The organism is Aeromonas sp. R4-2 (assembly GCF_040908295.1).
Taxonomy (GTDB): Bacteria; Pseudomonadota; Gammaproteobacteria; order Enterobacterales; family Aeromonadaceae; genus Aeromonas; species Aeromonas veronii.
This window is the reverse complement of sequence record NZ_JBFODL010000008.1, coordinates 25,292-42,137: the sequence shown is the minus strand read 5'-3', so window position 1 is coordinate 42,137 and position 16,846 is coordinate 25,292. Positions and strand designations below refer to the sequence as shown.

At 60.5% G+C, this 16,846-nt stretch carries 15 protein-coding genes; 8 read left to right on the top strand and 7 right to left on the bottom strand.

From position 1 onward, the window contains the following. Positions 1-66 precede the first annotated feature (66 nt). On the bottom strand, positions 67-2,331 hold the full coding sequence (locus AB5Y99_RS04965; RefSeq protein WP_368208899.1) for a methyl-accepting chemotaxis protein: 2,265 nt from the start codon (positions 2,329-2,331) through the stop codon (positions 67-69). Positions 2,332-2,582: 251 nt separating this feature from the next. After that, a complete protein-coding gene (locus AB5Y99_RS04960) occupies positions 2,583-3,587 on the bottom strand; it encodes a substrate-binding domain-containing protein (protein ID WP_005355925.1) in 1,005 nt (334 codons plus the stop codon). A gap of 434 nt (positions 3,588-4,021) precedes the next feature. Between AB5Y99_RS04960 and AB5Y99_RS04955 the strand changes: the two genes are divergently transcribed. The 7 genes from AB5Y99_RS04955 to glpG all read left to right on the top strand — a co-directional run bounded on the left by AB5Y99_RS04955 (position 4,022) and on the right by glpG (position 10,162). Continuing rightward, positions 4,022-5,143, top strand: a complete 1,122-nt coding sequence (locus AB5Y99_RS04955; RefSeq protein ID WP_206876539.1) for a branched-chain amino acid ABC transporter substrate-binding protein — start codon at positions 4,022-4,024, stop codon at positions 5,141-5,143. 66 nt (positions 5,144-5,209) lie between these two features. Continuing rightward, a complete protein-coding gene (gene livH / locus AB5Y99_RS04950; protein ID WP_323894063.1) occupies positions 5,210-6,136 on the top strand; it encodes a high-affinity branched-chain amino acid ABC transporter permease LivH in 927 nt (308 codons plus the stop codon). Beyond that, positions 6,136-7,404: a high-affinity branched-chain amino acid ABC transporter permease LivM gene (locus AB5Y99_RS04945; RefSeq protein ID WP_005355922.1), complete on the top strand. Its 1,269-nt coding sequence runs from the start codon at positions 6,136-6,138 to the stop codon at positions 7,402-7,404. Before livH ends, AB5Y99_RS04945 begins: the two co-directional genes overlap by 1 nt. Further along, a complete protein-coding gene (gene livG / locus AB5Y99_RS04940; protein WP_005339435.1) occupies positions 7,401-8,174 on the top strand; it encodes a high-affinity branched-chain amino acid ABC transporter ATP-binding protein LivG in 774 nt (257 codons plus the stop codon). The genes AB5Y99_RS04945 and livG overlap by 4 nt, the downstream gene beginning before the upstream one ends. 10 nt (positions 8,175-8,184) lie before the next feature. Further along, positions 8,185-8,886 carry an ABC transporter ATP-binding protein gene (locus AB5Y99_RS04935; RefSeq protein WP_005339433.1) on the top strand — a complete coding sequence of 234 codons (702 nt, stop codon included), beginning with the start codon at positions 8,185-8,187 and terminating at the stop codon, positions 8,884-8,886. Between the two features lie 122 nt (positions 8,887-9,008). Then, a complete protein-coding gene (gene glpE / locus AB5Y99_RS04930; RefSeq protein ID WP_244776120.1) occupies positions 9,009-9,332 on the top strand; it encodes a thiosulfate sulfurtransferase GlpE in 324 nt (107 codons plus the stop codon). Then, the gene (gene glpG / locus AB5Y99_RS04925; RefSeq protein ID WP_005339431.1) at positions 9,329-10,162 is read left to right on the top strand and encodes a rhomboid family intramembrane serine protease GlpG; all 834 of its coding nucleotides are present in this window, start codon (positions 9,329-9,331) and stop codon (positions 10,160-10,162) included. Before glpE ends, glpG begins: the two co-directional genes overlap by 4 nt. Before the next feature lie 66 nt (positions 10,163-10,228). On the opposite strand, the gene AB5Y99_RS04920 is transcribed toward glpG, so the two are convergent. Next, positions 10,229-12,664, bottom strand: a complete 2,436-nt coding sequence (locus tag AB5Y99_RS04920) for a VolA/Pla-1 family phospholipase (RefSeq protein WP_368208895.1) — start codon at positions 12,662-12,664, stop codon at positions 10,229-10,231. 300 nt (positions 12,665-12,964) lie between these two features. On the opposite strand from AB5Y99_RS04920, the gene AB5Y99_RS04915 reads away from it, so the two are divergent. Next, on the top strand, positions 12,965-13,222 hold the full coding sequence (locus AB5Y99_RS04915; protein ID WP_005339429.1) for an accessory factor UbiK family protein: 258 nt from the start codon (positions 12,965-12,967) through the stop codon (positions 13,220-13,222). Between the two features lie 54 nt (positions 13,223-13,276). On the opposite strand, the gene AB5Y99_RS04910 is transcribed toward AB5Y99_RS04915, so the two are convergent. The 4 genes from AB5Y99_RS04910 to ubiD form a co-directional block, all read right to left on the bottom strand. After that, positions 13,277-14,290, bottom strand: coding sequence for a GGDEF domain-containing protein (locus AB5Y99_RS04910; protein ID WP_368208894.1), 1,014 nt, complete (start codon positions 14,288-14,290; stop codon positions 13,277-13,279). Positions 14,291-14,361: 71 nt separating this feature from the next. Further along, positions 14,362-14,493 carry a hypothetical protein gene (locus tag AB5Y99_RS04905; RefSeq protein ID WP_257124013.1) on the bottom strand — a complete coding sequence of 44 codons (132 nt, stop codon included), beginning with the start codon at positions 14,491-14,493 and terminating at the stop codon, positions 14,362-14,364. A gap of 16 nt (positions 14,494-14,509) precedes the next feature. Then, positions 14,510-15,208 carry an NAD(P)H-flavin reductase gene (fre, locus tag AB5Y99_RS04900; protein ID WP_368208892.1) on the bottom strand — a complete coding sequence of 233 codons (699 nt, stop codon included), beginning with the start codon at positions 15,206-15,208 and terminating at the stop codon, positions 14,510-14,512. Between the two features lie 146 nt (positions 15,209-15,354). Continuing rightward, a complete protein-coding gene (ubiD, locus tag AB5Y99_RS04895; protein WP_005339421.1) occupies positions 15,355-16,824 on the bottom strand; it encodes a 4-hydroxy-3-polyprenylbenzoate decarboxylase in 1,470 nt (489 codons plus the stop codon). Positions 16,825-16,846 lie beyond the last annotated feature (22 nt).

Sequence of the window (16,846 nt, the reverse complement as noted above, 5' to 3'; positions counted from 1 at the left end):
CAGACCCGCACCATGAAAAAGGGCTGACATCGCTGTCAGCCCTTTGGCTATCCGATCCGCTAGTCATTAACGCTCCGGCTTGGTCATCTCCTGCAGCAGCTGATCGATGCAGCCCACTACCTGCTCTGAGTTCTGCTCGATCTCGCGATAGAGAGCCTCTGCCTCTTCATGCTTGTGCTGATTTTTCAGCTCGATAATCTGCTGGATCACCTGATGCAGTCTGGCGTGCGGGGCGGCCATCGCCCTGAAGGCGGGTTGATCGCCGCAGCATGCCTGCCCTTCGCTGAAGTACCAGTGGCCAAGGCGGCACTCCTTGTCACTGACCGCCTCGCTGCGCGACAGCCCCTCCTGCCCATCCAGATAGGCACGCACCCGGGTCTTCCAGCCCATATGAGCGGCGCGGGCGCGACTCAGCACCATCCGCACGTTGGAACCATCCTGGAACTGCCCGGCCAGATCCCCCAGCTTGTCCACCAGGGTCGCCACATGGCTGGCGATATGGGCGGTATCCCGCGCCACCAGCGTGGTGGCCTGGGAGATCTCGTGGACGCTGACGATATTGCGGGTGATCTCGTCGCTCACCGAGGATTGCTCCTCCGAGGCCGCGGCGATCTGGGTGTTCATGTCGCGAATGCTGTTGACCGCCCCCTTGATCCGGCCGAGGGCTTCTCCCGCCTGATTGGCCCGCTCCACCGACTCCCCGGCCCGCGAGACGCTGTGTTCGATCATGGTCACCGTGGTGCCCACCGCCCGTTGCAACTGCTCGATGGTGCCGCGGATCTCGGCGGTGGAGTGCTGGGTGCGCCCGGCCAGCGAGCGCACCTCGTCGGCCACCACCGCAAAACCACGCCCCTGTTCACCGGCCCGGGCCGCCTCGATGGCAGCGTTGAGGGCCAGCAGGTTGGTTTGCTCGGCGATGGACTGGATCACCGCCAGCACCGAGCCAATCTGCTCGCTGGCCTTGGCCACCTCTTTCACTGTGTTGCCCGCGCTGGCGATCTCCTCCGCCAGCTGTTCGATCATGTTGACGCTCTGCTGCACCACCTCATCGCCGGTGACCGCCTGATTGTCCGCTTCGTTGGCCGCTTCGGCCGCCTGCGCCGTGTTGTTGGCCACCTCGTGTACCGTGCTGGTCATCTCGGTCATGGCGGTGGCGAGCTGGGTGGTTTGCTCCTGCTGGCGCGTCATGTTGCCAAGGTTGCCCGCCGCACTGCGCGACAACCGCTCACTCTCGCCAGCCAGTTCGCCCAAAGTGGCGGTGAGCTGGCTGATGGTGTCGCGGATCTTGGCAACAAAGCCATTGAACGCCGACCCGAGGCGGCGGATCTCCTCCGGCCCCGCCACCGGCAGCTTGCTGCCGAGATCGCCGGAGCCATTGGCCAGCGCCTCCAGCGCCTTGACGCTGTCGAGCAGCGGACGGCTAAGACGCGCCAGCAGCAGCACCAGCGCCACCGCAATCAGAGCGGTGCCAAGTAGCGCGATCATTACCATCTGCCAGCTCTGGCGTACCAGCGCGGCTGCCACCTCACTGTGATCACGCGCCAACTCGATCACCCCGACCGCCTTGCCGGAGAAGTCGCGCAACGGTGCCGCCATCACCAGAAAATCGCTCCCCTGCTGCTTGATGGTGGTGAAGCGGCTCTCTCCCGCCAATACCTCCTGATACCAGTCCACCGACTCACCAAGCATGGAGGTACCAGTCAGCATAACGGGTTTACCCTGTTCAAACAGATAGATGGCAAGGCGACTCTCCTTGCCCAGCAGATCGGCAAACAGCGAGGTGTCGAGGGCGCGGCCAAACTCCACCGAGCCGACCGACTGGCCATTGAAAGTGACCGGCACTACGCCGCGGATCCCGGTGCCACCCTGACCGGTCTCCAACCCGCCGACCGGTTGATGATTGCGGTTCACCTCGACCACAGCCAACCGTGTAGCAGAGAGGTCGTCGCCATGATTTGCGGGCTTGTGTACCCGATAAAGGGAAGTAGCCGGGGGAATGTGAAAGTGAAACTGCTGGATCCCCTGCGCCTTGAGGGCGGGCCAGAGCGGATCAAACAGATTGGCGAGGGTCTGCCAATCCTTGTCGGCCACCGCCTTTGCTGCATCCGGCCGCTGGGCGATCAGGGTCGCCGCCAGCACGGTTTCATGGCTGGTATTTTTGATCACAGCTTCCACGTTCTGGAGCTGGCTCCGCAGTGCAGCCTGCTCGGCCGCGAGCGCCCGCTGGCGATTTTCAAACAGATTAAAGGTAAGCAGCACCACGGCGAGCAATACGATGCCGCCAATTGCCAGCAGCGTGATCTGGTGACCCAGCTTGCGAGGGGGGAACATAAGACACCATCCTTGACAGTCATACCCAACCTACAGGATGGAACGGTTAAGTCGGGAGTCCATCAGAACTTAACCCTTTGTTGATATTGATCAAACGATTAACAAGCAAAATGCGAGGCAGCTCAAACGGGGGGAATATTCACTCACAAGGCCGAGATCGGCGCTGCGAGCCACTGGTTGAAAGTAAACCGCCCATAAACAAAAACCCCCTCGTGACAGAGGGGGTTTTTCGTTTTGGCAACGGGTGCGGATTAACGCAGCGGTTTGACCGAGCGACGGACAATCAGCTCGGGCTGTACCGTCATCGACTCCACTTCCAGCTCCTTGTTGCGGATCCGGCTGACCAGATGCTTCACCGCCAGCTGGCCCAGTTCGGCCTTAGGGTGACGGATGGTGGTCAGCGGCGGGCTGGAGAAGCGCGCCATCTCCACATCGTCGTAGCCGATGATGGAGATATCGTCCGGCACCTTGACTCCCGCTTCCCAGGCAGCGCAAATCGCGCCGATCGCCATGGGATCGTCGAAGGCAAAGACCGCGGTCGGACGAGGCTGCAGGGCCAGGATGCGCTGCATGGCATCGAAGCCGCTCTGGCTCTCGTAATCCCCTTCAAAGACCTGCTCATCTTTGAGGGTCAGACCGTGCTCGCCCAGCGCATCACGTACCCCGTCCAGTCGCTGCTGGGTGGTCGGCTTGGAGAGCTGGCCAGTGATGCAGACGATGTCGCGGTGCCCCAGCTCCAGCAGATGGCGAACGGCCATGCGGGCGCCGATGCGGGCGTTGTCGTTGATGACGTTGGCGAAATCGCACTCCGTGCCCCAATCCAGTACCACCTGCGGCACGTTCTTGTGGATGCGCAGCATGTCACGCAACGGGGTGTCGATATCGGTACCCAATACCAGCAGTCCATCCACCCGTTTTTCCATCAGCATTCTCAGGTAATGCTGTTGGCGAGGCGGCTGGTTTTCGGTGTTGCAGAGGATCAGGCTGTAGCCCTGTTCGAAGCAGTACGCTTCAACCCCTTGCACCACTTCTGCGAAGAAGGGGTTTACGCTGGTGGTAACCAGCATGCCAATGGTCTTGGTCGAATTTATTTTAAGACTGCGCGCTACCGAGTTGGGCGCGTAGTTGAGTTCTGCCACCGCCTCAATCACTTTCTGGGTCGCGTCTTCGCTGACCCGCCGAGTGTGGTTGAGCACATGTGAGACGGTGGAGATGGATACGCCTGCGCGCGAGGCGACATCCTTGATAGTGGCCATCTCTGTCTCCTGACTGTCAAAGGCGGAACATTAGCAGATTTCCCGAATAAAGGCTTGGTTTTAACGAGCTCTGCCACGGAATTGTCAATGCCGGCTAATTTAGGCGCTCATTTCTGTTTGCGCAAATGGATTCTGGTCAAAATGGGAGCGCTGTCAGAGTAAAATATCGCCAGATTAATCCTCTGGCGTTTGTCAGAATCGCCTCTCGTTACCAAGATGTTAAGTCAACAAATCAAAATTAAGCTCTGATTAGCCGAAAATAACAGGTCATTTATTTCAAAATCCGTCCATCCAACCCCCTCTGGTTAGTATCTTTAACAGCTTGTTATTGCCCCGTGAGGAATGATAGAACCATACCTATAGCCGGATGCACGGGATGTAGATCCGGAATGGCACACGGAAATGAAACAATCCACTGATTAAGGGACGAATCAATGCATAAGTTGAGCAAAATCACAGTTGGCGCAGCGGTTTCTTTGGCTCTGTTTGGATCGATCTCCATCGCCCACGCGGCAGACACCATCAAGATAGGTATCGCAGGCCCGGTTACCGGCCCGGTTGCCCAGTACGGGGACATGCAGTTCACCGGCGGCAAGATGGCGGTAGAGCAGATCAACAAGGCTGGCGGCATCAATGGCAAGCAGATCGAAGCAGTCGTCTATGACGATGCCTGCGATCCCAAACAGGCGGTGGCCGTTGCCAACAAGGTGGTGAACGACGGCGTCAAGTTCGTGGTCGGTCACCTCTGCTCCGACAACACCCTGCCCGCCTCGGACATCTATGAAGACGAGGGGATCCTGATGGTCACCCCCGCCTCCACCAACCCCAAGATCACCGAGCGCGGTTACCAGCTGACCCTGCGCACCATCGGCCTGGATAGCGATCAGGGCCCGACTGCCGCCAAGTACATCATCGAGCAGGTCAAACCCCAGCGCGTCGCCGTTATCCACGACAAGAAGCAGTACGGTGAAGGGATCGCCTCCAGCGTCAAAGCGGCGCTCGACAAGGCTGGCGTGAAAGTGGTGGCCTTTGAAGGGATCACCGCCGGTGACAAGGACTTCTCCGCCCTGATCGCCAAGCTGCAGAAAGAGAACGTCGATTTCGTCTACTACGGCGGCTATCACCCTGAGCTGGGTCTGATCCTGCGTCAGGCTGGCGAGAAGGGGCTGAAAGCCAAGTTCATGGGCCCGGAAGGGGTGGGTAACAAGGATATCTCCGCCATCGGTGGCCCGGCTTCCGAAGGCCTGCTGGTGACCCTGCCGAACAAATACGATCTGGTGCCTGCCAACGCCCCGCTGGTGGCAGCGTTCAAGGCCAAGGGTCAGGACTCCTCCGGCCCGTTCGTCTGGACTACCTATGCCGCGGTGCAAACCCTGGCCGCCGGTATCGCCAAGGCGGGTGAAGATGACCCGGCCGCCGTTGCCGCCGCCATCAAGGTCGCCCCGATCGATACCGTGATGGGCCCCCTGACCTGGGCACCGAACGGTGACCTGAAAGGCTTCGAATTCGGTGTGTTCCAGTGGCACGCTGACGGTACTTCCAGCCAAGTCAAATAATCTGCCGATCGGGGGTGAGTACGCTCACCCCCTCCTCTCTTTGCGGGCAAGTACAGGGAACGCAGTATGTCCGAACACCTCCTCTATCTGGTTCAGCAACTGCTGAACGGATTAACCATAGGCAGCACCTATGCGTTGATCGCCATTGGCTACACCATGGTCTATGGCATCATCGGCATGATCAACTTCGCCCACGGCGAGGTGTATATGATCGGCTCCTATGTCGCTTTTATGGTGATGGCGGGGCTCATGATGATGGGCATCGACAGCACCTTTCTACTGCTGGGAGGCGCCTTCCTGGTCAGTATCATCATCACCGGCACCTATGGCTGGAGCATCGAGCGGGTCGCCTACCGGCCACTGCGCGGTGGCAACCGGCTGATCCCCCTTATCTCCGCCATCGGCATGTCGATCTTCCTGCAGAACATGATGCGCATGGCGCAGGGCTCGCGGGATATCGCCATGCCCAGCCTGATCTCCGGTGGCTGGATCCTGGGGGGGGAAGATGGTTTTCAGGCCAGCCTCTCTTATATGCAGCTGATCATCTTCGTGGTGACTTTCATCACCATGCTGGCGCTGACCCAGTTCATCGGCCGCTCCCGCATGGGCCGTGCCTGCCGCGCCTGTTCGGAAGATATCAAGATGGCCAACCTGTTAGGGATAGACACCCATATAGTCATCTCCATCACCTTCGTGCTGGGGGCTGCGCTGGCCGCCGTCGCCGGGGTGCTGCTCGGCATGTATTACGGCGTCATCAATCCCTACCTCGGCTTTATGGCCGGTCTGAAGGCTTTCACTGCCGCAGTGCTGGGCGGTATCGGCAGCATTCCGGGCGCCGTACTGGGCGGCCTGCTGCTCGGCGTGGTTGAAGCGCTCACCGCCGGTTATCTCAGCACCGAATACAAGGATGTGATGGCGTTTGCCCTGCTCATTTTTGTGCTGCTCTTTATGCCTACTGGCATCCTGGGTCGTCCGGAAGTGGAGAAAGTGTGATGAAACATCAATTTATCCACGCCTGTATCGCCAGCCTGGTGCTGCTGGTGCTCTCTTTCTGGCTGCTCGGCTTCAAGCTGGAGACCGATGGCTCCAGCCTGCAGGTAGTGAGCCGCCTCGATGTGTCGCTGGCCTGGCTGCTGGGGGGAGCCACCCTTGTTTTCTGGTTCCAGATGCTGCGCGGCCAGATCGCCAAGCTGTTTCAGGCTTCCATCAGCGGCTTCTCGGTCGGCTTCACCAAGCTGGTGCTGCCGAGCCCGGAAGAGGCGCCCAAGCTCTATAACCTCACCGCCGTGCTGGTGCTGCTGTTCGCGGTGAGCTGGCCCTTTATGGCCTCTCGCGGCGCCATCGATCTCGCCACCCTCACCCTGATTTACATCATGCTGGGGCTGGGCCTGAACGTGGTGGTCGGCCTCGCCGGTCTGCTCGATCTCGGCTATGTCGGCTTCTACGCGGTCGGTGCCTATAGCTATGCCCTGCTCAACACCTACTTCGGACTGAGCTTCTGGGAGTGCCTGCCCATCGCCGGGCTGATGGCCGCTACCTTCGGCTTCCTGCTCGGTTTCCCGGTGCTGCGGCTGCGGGGGGACTATCTGGCCATCGTCACCCTGGGTTTTGGCGAGATCATCCGCATCCTGCTCAACAACATGACCACCCTGACCGGCGGCCCGAACGGGATCTCCGGCATTCCCAAACCGACCCTGGGGGGGCTGGAGTTCAACCGCACCGTCAAGGATGGGGGCTTTGATACCTTCCACAACTTCTTCGGCATTACCTACAACGCCAACCACAAGGTGATCTTCCTCTACCTGATGGCGCTGGTGTTGGTGGTGGTGACCCTGTTTGTCATCAACCGTCTGCTGCGCATGCCCCTTGGCCGCGCCTGGGAAGCGCTGCGGGAAGATGAGATCGCCTGCAAATCGCTGGGGCTCAACCCCACCATCATCAAGCTGACCGCCTTCACCATAGGCGCCACCTTCGCAGGCTTCGCGGGGAGTTTCTTTGCCTCCCGGCAGGGCTTTATCAGCCCGGAATCCTTCGTCTTTATCGAGTCGGCCATCGTGCTGGCGATTGTGGTGCTGGGTGGTATGGGCTCCCAGATCGGGGTGGTGCTGGCAGCTATCGTGATGACGGTGCTGCCGGAGCTGGCCCGCGAATTCAACGAGTACCGCATGCTGATGTTTGGCCTCTTGATGGTGTTCATGATGATCTGGCGGCCACAGGGATTGCTGCCGATGACCCGTCCGCATCTGGAGTTGAAGAAATGAGTACACATCAGAAGTTAATGGAAGTCTCTGATCTGTCGATGCGCTTCGGGGGCCTGCTGGCCGTCAACGGGGTCAAACTGGATATCGACAAGGGCGAAGTAATCTCCATCATCGGCCCCAACGGCGCGGGCAAAACCACCATCTTCAACTGCCTGACCGGTTTCTACTGTCCGAGCGGCGGCACCATCCGTTACAAGGGTGAAGAGATCCAGGGGCTGCCCGGCCACCTCATCGCCCGCAAGGGGATTGTGCGTACCTTCCAGCACGTGCGGCTGTTCAAGGAGATGACAGCGGTGGAGAACCTGCTGGTCGCCCAGCACCAGCACCTCAACACCAGCTTTATCGCCGGTCTGTTCAAGACCCCGGCCTTCCGCCGGGCGGAGCAGGAGGGGCTGGAGCGGGCCGCCTTCTGGCTGGATAAAGTGGGCCTCAAGGATCTTGCCAACCGCGCCGCCGGTAATCTGGCCTACGGTCAGCAGCGCCGCCTCGAGATCGCCCGCTGCATGGCGACCCGTCCCGAGCTGCTGATGCTGGACGAACCGGCTGCCGGCCTCAACCCGAAGGAGACCGACGAGCTGGACGAGCTCATCATGAGCCTGCGGGACGAATTCGGGGTCTCGGTGCTGCTGATCGAACACGATATGAAGCTGGTGATGGGCATCTCCAACCGTATCTTCGTGGTCAGCCAAGGCACCCCGCTGGCCCATGGCAAGCCGGATGAGATCCGCAATAATCCGGCAGTGATCAAGGCCTATCTGGGCGAGTCGTAAGGAAAACAAGATGTTAGAACTTCGCAACGTATCGACCCACTACGGCAAAATTCAGGCGCTGCACGATGTCAGCGTCGAGGTGAAAGAGGGGGAAATCGTCACCCTGATCGGCGCCAACGGCGCGGGCAAGACTACCCTGCTGATGACCCTCTGCGGCGAGCCCAAGCCCAGCAGCGGCTCCATCTGGTTTGAAGGGGAGCAGATCAGCTCCCTCACCACAGCCCGCATCATGCGCAAGGATATCGCCGTGGTGCCGGAAGGGCGCCGTATCTTTGCCCGCCTGACGGTGGAGGAGAACCTGCTGATGGGCGCCTTTTTCGTCGACAAGGCAGAGCAGCATGGCCTGCTGGATCAGGTGTTTACCCTGTTCCCACGCCTGCACGAGCGGCTGGAACAGCGCGCGGGCACCATGTCCGGCGGCGAGCAACAGATGCTGGCCATCGGCCGCGCCCTGATGAGCAAACCGCGCCTGCTGCTGCTGGATGAACCCTCGCTGGGGCTGGCCCCCATCGTCATCCAGCAGATCTTCGACACCATAGAGCAGTTGCGCCAGAAGGGGATGACCATCTTTCTGGTGGAGCAGAACGCCAACCAGGCGCTCAAGCTGGCCGACCGCGGTTATGTGCTGGAGAACGGCCACGTGGTGCTGCAAGACACGGGCGCCGCCCTGCTGGCCAACCCGGCGGTGCGGCAGGCCTATCTGGGCGGTTAACCCACTGACACGCATGCCATATCGACAAGGGAGCCGCTGGCTCCCTTATCTTTTGTGGGGTTAGTTTGCGCCCAAGCTTGCGGTACACTGGCCCGTAATCAACCTATTCGCAGGACATCCCGATGGACCAGTTTGCCCATATCAGTGCCCATGATGCCCACCAGAAACTGAGCGCGGGTGAAGCCCGTCTGGTGGATATTCGCGACCCACAATCCTTTGAAGCGGCCCACGCGGTCGGCGCCTTCCACCTCACCAACGGCACCCTGGTGCGCTTTATGAACGAAGTGGATTTCGATACCCCGGTCATCGTGATGTGCTATCACGGCAACAGCAGTCAGGGGGCGGCCCAATACCTGCTGCAACAGGGTTATGACGAGGTCTACAGTCTGGATGGCGGTTTCGAGGCGTGGCGCAGGGAGTTTCCCATCGAGGCAAGCGAGGCATGATCCAGCTGCTGGTGCTCGACAACGCCCGCATGGCGCAGGCGCTGGTGGACTATCTGGCGACGCTGGGCATCTCCTGCGAGCTGACCCAGTCCGAGCTGGGGGTCACCATCTGGCTGGCGGACGAGCAACGCCTCGCTCAGGCCCAGCTGGAGGTGAAGCGCTTTCTGGCCGAGCCGGGCCACCCGCGCTACATGGAGGCCTCCTGGCAATCCGGCCGCGCCGATGCCCGCATCGACTACAGCAAGGGGATGACGGACCCCATCACCGATTTCCTCCATCAGGCGGGGCCGCTGACGCTGGTGGTCATCATCGCCTGTCTCGCCATCTACGGGATCGAGGCCATCGGCCTGCCAATCTACGATGAACTGGCATTCCACCCGACGCTGGCCCAGTTCACCGACTGGCAGGCGTGGCGTTATTTCACCCCCGCCCTGATCCACTTCTCGGTGCTCCATCTGGTGTTCAACTTGCTGTGGTGGTGGTATCTCGGCGGCCAGATCGAGCAGCGCCTCGGCAGCGGCAAGCTGCTGATCCTGCTGCTGGTGGGCGCCGCCCTGCCCAATATCGCCGAGTTCTTTGCCAGCGGCCCGCTGTTTGGCGGCCTCTCCGGCGTGGTCTATGCCCTGCTCGGCTACTGCTGGCTGCGCAGCAAGCTGCAACCGGCCTGTGGCCTGACTCTGCCACCTGCGCTGATGGGCTTTATGCTGTTCTGGATGGTGCTCGGCTTTTTCGACATGCTCGGCACCAGCACCGCCAATATCGCCCACCTGACCGGTCTGCTGGTCGGCCTGCTGCAAGGCTGGCTGGATCGCAACCACCAGCCGACCTGATTTTTCAGCAGTTGCAGAAACGAGAACGCCGCCCCGAGGGGCGGCGTTTTTTTACGCGATGGGCAGTTACTGCTTGATCAGGGTGTCGTCAGTCACCTTGACCGCCGCACCGCCACTCATAAAGAAGCTGGCGAACTGGGTCTGGATCTCGGTGGTGACCGCGCCAGCCTGATCGAAGTTCTCGTCAGGAGCCAGCAGCGAGCTGTGACCCCCTTTCAGGAAGCGCGCAGCATGGTGACCCGCCGGGAGCACGCCGGAACCCTTCAGCTCTTGCAAACCCAGCACCCGGAACAGCGGCTCGGTGCCACCCAGCGGCGCAGAGGCGATGCTGTTGGGGATCACCTGATCCGGCAGATTGAGCGCACCATCGCCAACAATTTCGGTCGCGAACAGCGGGAAGCTCTTGGCGATGCCACTGCCCAGATTGATCGGGTCGGCAGAGTCCAGCACTGACTGGGCGGCAAAGGTATAGCTCTGCAAGGTGCTCGCCGCACCCGCCTGCGTGGCGGCATCCAGACTGGGCAGGAACTCGTTGACGAAGCAAGTGGCGGCAGCCGTTTTGCAATTCGGTGCATAGGCGGTAAAGCCCGCTTTCAGCGCCGGACTGCCCGAGGTGAGCACGCTCATCTTGATGGTCGGCCCGAAGCTCGGCGAGTTGAGCAACAACGGCGCGATGCCGCCACCCGGCATCGCCAGACCACCGGTATCGAACTTGAACAGGGCATCAGCCTGAGCACTGCCGGTGGTCTGGTTGGCGACAGCCAGCAGATTGGCCCCGGTAATGGCACCGAGTGAGTGACCGAGGAAGTGAACTTTCAGACCGGCACCACCCAATTGGCCACCCAGCCCCTTGGCATTGGCCAGGCCGACAGCCAGTCGCAGCCCCAGCAGATCCGCCACGCTCTGCTTCAGGTTGTCCCGCGCCACCGTCAGATAGCCCAGATTCAGGTAGGGAGTCGGGTTCTCGGAGGTGGTGACGGTATCCATGCTGCCGCTCAAGGCGTAGCCACGTTCGCCGTGCAGTGGGTGATCGATCACTACCACAGCGACGCTCTTGCTGGCTGTGGCACCGGCGCCGATTTGGCCCAGCGCCAGCGCATAGGCGTTCTCCTTGATGGAGGTAACCCCGTGCTGATAGATGATCACATCGGTGATGGTATTGAGCGGTGCGGCGGCGAAGATCCGCAGCGGTACCGATTGTACTTCGGTCAGGGTCGGCAACGGGTTGAAACGGCCGATATTGCGCTCGGCATCCAGCGGCTTGCCATCGGCGGTGAGGGTCACCCCGATCAGCTTGCTCGCCTCGGTCAGCAGTTCACTCTGACGGCTCGGGTCGGCGATCAGCTCACCCAGCAATGCCGGGTCCACGCCCGCCCCAACCAGCCCACCGATCACCTCGGTATCGCCCGCTTTCAGCGCGTTGGCGATGGCATAGAGGCTGGGAATGGCGCCGTGCCAGGATTGGGTCTTGGCCTTGTCCCATGAGCCAGCTATCGCGGGTGTAGAGAGGAAGTAAGGGAGTTTGATGGTGCCGGTATAAACCTTGGTCGCCGCTGCGACTCCGTTGAGGGTGCCATTAGCCGCCACAGCGGCAGCAATCGCATCACGATCTTTCTGCGGCAAGAATGGCTCATTCGCCAGCTGGGTCAGAAAATCCACCCCGCCATTAAGACCATTGATGGTATAGGTTGCTGGCAGGCTGGTGTTGCCCTTGGCATCCTGTTTCCACAGCGCCGCGGCGTCCAGGCTCGGGCTCTTCAGCACGGAAGCGGCGGCACTCTTCACCGCCAGCAGCACATCGGCACCAGATTGGGTGGCAAACCAGTCGGAGAAGATCACCCGGTCGCTGGTGATCCCGGTGGCCGCCTTGAACAGACCTTCCTGCAGCGAGATCAGGCCGTTGATGGTCTGCTCCTGAGTAGTTGCGCCAGCTGTCGATTTGAAGCTGCTGTAATCGCCTCCCGCCTTGAGCGGTGTGCCGCGACTGTCCTTGAGGGCATCGGTCGCCACGATCATGTAGTAAGAAGAGGGATTGAGCGGCTTGAGCGGAACCAGATTGAGCTTGCCGTCCCCGCCAGTGACCACAAAGTCGGTCCCATAAACCAGTGGCTTGCCGCCCTTGACTCCGTTGGGTTGCAGAGTGACCGGATCCAGCGTGAGCTCGAGCAGGTAGAGGGGCGCAACGGCAGAGGCATACTCGCTGGCCGCCGGTGCCGGCACAGAGACACCGGTCACGGTCGCTGGTACCAGCTGGACCGGTTGGGTGGTTGACCAGCCATCCAGGGTGGAGAGGGCAGATACCGGGTTCGACAGATCAGCAGTTTCTGTCGAAAACTTCAGGGTACCGTCGCTGGCACGGGGGGCCAGCACGCTCGGGCGCACCCCGTTGGCGCCACTCAGGACGTAGTCGAGGGAGCTGGTGGTGTCTCCCTTGTTGTCATCTCCACCACATCCGGCCAGCAGGGCGCTGACAACAGCTGCATAAATTAGCTTCTTCTTCATTTTTTATTCTCTTTTTATAAGGTTGTTATCCATCACAAGCCAACGGGGTCATCACGACCTCGACTGCAAAACGTTAACATAAAACCAACACCAAATAAGACTCATGCCGGACAGTTCTGGCTCAGCTTTGTGGTGCATGTCATGGTTTCAGGTTAACAAAGGGGCGCAAGGGTAGCAGTTGTGGCCCCATCACCAGACCCGACCAGCCAGCGGGCACCATCACGACTAAAAAGCCGCCGCGATCTCGGCAAAGTGAGGGAATTGTCGGTAGAATGTCCGCCAACGCTTAAGGAGGACATCATGATCGACCCGAAGAAACTGGAAGAGATCGCCAAGCAGGTGCACAACTCCCTGCCGCCCGGCATTCGCAGCATGGGTGAAGAGGCCGAGAAGAAGATGCGTCAGGTACTGCAAGCCCAGTTGGGCAAGCTGGATCTGGTCAGCCGCGAAGAGTTCGACGTGCAGACCAAGGTGCTGCTGCGTACCCGTGAAAAACTGGCCGCCCTCGAAAGCAAGCTGGCTCAGCTCGAGCAGCAGCTCGGCGCCAAAGGCGAATAACGAAAACCCCAGCTCGGCTGGGGTTTTTGCTTTGTATTGAACCTGTAAAAAACATCACACCTGAAGCAGATACCAGGCCCGCTTGCCGCGTGCCTTAGCCTCATACATGGCACGGTCGGCCACCTCCAATGCCTGTCGGAAGCTCAATGGCTCCTCCTCCCAAAGGGCGATGCCGATACTCAGCCCCACCCGTTGCGGGCAACCGGGTTTGGGCACATAGCCATGCATCCGGCTGATCAGGGCGTCGGCCAGTTGTGCCAGGCCATGGCTCGACACATCCCGATGCAAATGCACCACAAACTCGTCGCCGCCGTAACGGCCACATAGCGCCGAGCCAGGCATGATAAGGCGCAACCAGTCCGCCATCTGCTGCAACACCAGATCGCCGCAGGCGTGCCCCAGCTGGTCGTTGATCCCCTTGAAATCATCCAGATCGATAAAGAGCAGCGCACCCGCTCCTTGCGGCTGCAGCTGGGCAAACGCCTTGCCAAACCCCTGCCGGTTGAGCAAACCGGTCAGCGCGTCGCTGTTGGCACGCTCCGCCAGTCGCTGCTCATAAGCCTTGCGTTGGGTGATATCGATATGGGAGCCCATGATCCGCAGCGGCTTGCCATCGCCATCCCGATCGACGACCCGTCCCCTATCCCACAGCCAGGTAACCTCGCCTTGCGGATTGATGGTGCGGTATTCGGCTTCATAGAAGGGGGTTTTCCCCTCAAGGTGGGCAAAGTAGCTGCCCATGGCATGGGCGCGATCGTCGGGATGGAGCTTGGCGCTCCACTGATCGAAATGAGGAGCCATGTCACCGGCCTGAAAGTTCTGCAGATTGAAGACCCGCAGCTCGCCGGTGGGAATGGAGCCCTGCCAGAGACAGATGCCGGTGCCATCGAGGGCGGCATTGAGCTTCTCCTGCAACAGGCCATTTTCATGCTTCAAAGCGGCGATCTCTGCCTGCAAACGGGCCATTTCACCGCCATGAGGGGAGGGGATCAGCGTTGCGATCCGCTCGACAGAGCCGGTCTCTCCCCTGTCATCCTCCGCAGATGCCCTGCCCTCTTCACTCAACACTGCGCCTCCTTGTGCTTGCTCTATGGATGCTCTTGTCAATCCCCCACAAAGATGCCATCAGCTAGGCTCGATTAGTAGCCATTCATAGCCAAAATATTGAAAAATAATGGGATAACGCCGCGATAATCCAACCATTCGGTACGATCAGGTACTGCGGCGGCCACAAAAACAAAAGCCCCCGGCAAAACCGGGGGCTGCGTCATCCAGACGGGGATCCCGTCAGATAAATTCGTAGGCGTCACCAAAGATGCGCTCCGGCTCGGCGCCGAGGATCTTGAACTCCTCCCGCGCGGCCCCCGCCATCTCGAAACGGCCGGCGACATAGATGTCGTAGTCGTGGAGACTGACGAAGTCATCCATGATCGCTTTGTGCACCAGCCCGCTCTTGCCGGTCCAGTCAGCGTCAGGCTCCTGCACCACCGGGATAAAGGTGAGCGGCGCATAGTCACGCTCCCACTGCTGCATCTGCCCCAGCTCATAGAGCCAGTGAGCCTGACGCACCCCCCAGTAGAAGAACACCGGACGCTTGCTGCCCGTGTCGATCAGGTACTCCAGAATGGAGCGGGCGTAAGAGAAACCGGTGCCGCCCGCCATCAGGATCAGCGGACGAGGGGATTCATCGCGCAGGAACGCCTTGCCAGCGGGCAATTCGACCTCGATCTCCCCCTGCTCGCGCATGCGGGCCAGCACCTGACCGGCATAGGCGTTCTCGGGAGTGGCACCAATTTGCAGCTCCAGCACACCCGGGCGGGTCGGCGAGTTGGCGATGGAGAAGGGGCGCTTGTCCGAATCGCTCATCACCACCAGCAGATACTGGCCCGGCTTGAAGCTGATCGCTTGCTGCGGCGTCAGGGCCACATGCCAGATGGTGTCGACATATTCGCGCAGTTCCTCTACGCGGCATTTGATACGTTGCATTCTTGTCCTTGTGGCGGGCTCGCTCGGCCCGCTTCGCTCATTGTTTCACTATGGAGTGACGACCAGCAGCCCTGGCCCCGTCAGTCGAGAATACTCAAATCAGTGCGGATCGCATCACTTTTTGCAGCAAAGCTGTCATGTTTGCCTCATCCGAGGATATTGAGCTCATCCCAGATGGCATCAACCTTCTGCTTCACCGCCTCATCCTGAACTATGGGCTGACCCCACTCCCGATTGGTCTCGCCCGGCCACTTGTTGGTGGCATCCAGCCCCATTTTGGAGCCGAGGCCGGAGACCGGCGAGGCGAAGTCCAGATAGTCGATCGGGGTGTGCTCGATCAAGGTGGTGTCCCGTGCCGGGTCCATCCGGGTGGTGATGGCCCAGATCACATCCTTCCAGTCGCGAGCGTTGACGTCATCGTCACACACCACCACGAACTTGGTGTACATGAACTGGCGCAGGAATGACCAGACTCCCAGCATCACCCGCTTGGCATGGCCCGGGTAACGCTTCTTGATGGTCACCACCGCCATCCGGTAGGAGCACCCCTCCGGCGGCAGATAGAAGTCCACAATCTCGGGGAACTGCTTCTGCAGCAGTGGCACAAACACCTCGTTCAGCGCCAGACCCAGCACCGCCGGTTCATCGGGCGGACGGCCGGTGTAGGTGCTGTGATAGATGGCATCACGCCGCTTGGTGATGTGGGTGATGGTGAAGACCGGGAACTCGTCCACCTCGTTGTAGTAGCCGGTGTGGTCGCCATAGGGCCCTTCCGGCGCCATCTCACCCGGCTCAAGATAGCCTTCCAGCACGATCTCGGCGCTGGCGGGCACCTCCAGATCGCAGCTGATGGCCTTGATCACCTCGGTACGGCTGCCGCGCAGCAGACCGGCAAAGGCATATTCGGAGAGAGTATCCGGCACCGGCGTCACCGCGCCGAGAATGGTCGCGGGATCGGCACCGAGTGCCACCACCACTGGGAATCGCTCACCGGGATGGGCCTCCTGCCACTCGCGAAAATCGATGGCACCGCCACGGTGATCAAGCCAGCGCATAATCAGCTTGTTTTTGGCGATCTTCTGCTGGCGATAGATGCCGAGGTTCTGGCGCTTCTTGTAGGGGCCGCGGGTGATGGTGAGGCCCCAGGTGACCAGTGGTGCCACATCGCCGGGCCAGCAGTGCTGGATCGGGATCTGGTCAAGATCGACCGCATCTCCCTCCTGCACCACCTGCTGGCAGGGGGCGGAAGAGAGGCGCTTGGTCGGCATGTTGAGTACCTGCTTGAAGATCGGCAGCTTCTCCATCAGCTCCTTGAATCCCTTGGGCGGCTCGGGCTCCTTGAGATAGGAGAGCCAGACCCCGACCTGACGCAGGGCGCCCACATCGGGCTGCCCCATGCCCATGGCAACCCGATCCGGAGTACCGAACAGGTTGGTCAGCACCGGCATGGTGTAGCCTTTGGGATTTTCGAACAGCAGAGCCGGGCCACCCGCACGCAGGGTGCGGTCGCTGATCTCGGTCATCTCCAGATAGGGATCTATCTCGCGGGTAATGCGCTTGAGTTGTCCGTTTTGTTCCAGCTGCGCGATGAAATCACGCAAATCCTTGTATTTCATGCAAGTTCCCAACCGGGTTCAG

Excerpts from the sequence above, each read along its gene's own strand:
- AB5Y99_RS04965 (WP_368208899.1), bottom strand. The coding sequence starts at position 2,331 with ATGTTCCCCCCTCGCAAGCTGGGTCACCAGATCACGCTGCTGGCAATT.
- AB5Y99_RS04960 (WP_005355925.1), bottom strand. The coding sequence starts at position 3,587 with ATGGCCACTATCAAGGATGTCGCCTCGCGCGCAGGCGTATCCATCTCC.
- AB5Y99_RS04955 (WP_206876539.1), top strand. The coding sequence starts at position 4,022 with ATGCATAAGTTGAGCAAAATCACAGTTGGCGCAGCGGTTTCTTTGGCT.
- livH (WP_323894063.1), top strand. The coding sequence starts at position 5,210 with ATGTCCGAACACCTCCTCTATCTGGTTCAGCAACTGCTGAACGGATTA.
- AB5Y99_RS04945 (WP_005355922.1), top strand. The coding sequence starts at position 6,136 with ATGAAACATCAATTTATCCACGCCTGTATCGCCAGCCTGGTGCTGCTG.
- livG (WP_005339435.1), top strand. The coding sequence starts at position 7,401 with ATGAGTACACATCAGAAGTTAATGGAAGTCTCTGATCTGTCGATGCGC.
- AB5Y99_RS04935 (WP_005339433.1), top strand. The coding sequence starts at position 8,185 with ATGTTAGAACTTCGCAACGTATCGACCCACTACGGCAAAATTCAGGCG.
- glpE (WP_244776120.1), top strand. The coding sequence starts at position 9,009 with ATGGACCAGTTTGCCCATATCAGTGCCCATGATGCCCACCAGAAACTG.
- glpG (WP_005339431.1), top strand. The coding sequence starts at position 9,329 with ATGATCCAGCTGCTGGTGCTCGACAACGCCCGCATGGCGCAGGCGCTG.
- AB5Y99_RS04920 (WP_368208895.1), bottom strand. The coding sequence starts at position 12,664 with ATGAAGAAGAAGCTAATTTATGCAGCTGTTGTCAGCGCCCTGCTGGCC.
- AB5Y99_RS04915 (WP_005339429.1), top strand. The coding sequence starts at position 12,965 with ATGATCGACCCGAAGAAACTGGAAGAGATCGCCAAGCAGGTGCACAAC.
- AB5Y99_RS04905 (WP_257124013.1), bottom strand. The coding sequence starts at position 14,493 with ATGACGCAGCCCCCGGTTTTGCCGGGGGCTTTTGTTTTTGTGGCCGCC.
- fre (WP_368208892.1), bottom strand. The coding sequence starts at position 15,208 with ATGCAACGTATCAAATGCCGCGTAGAGGAACTGCGCGAATATGTCGAC.
- ubiD (WP_005339421.1), bottom strand. The coding sequence starts at position 16,824 with ATGAAATACAAGGATTTGCGTGATTTCATCGCGCAGCTGGAACAAAAC.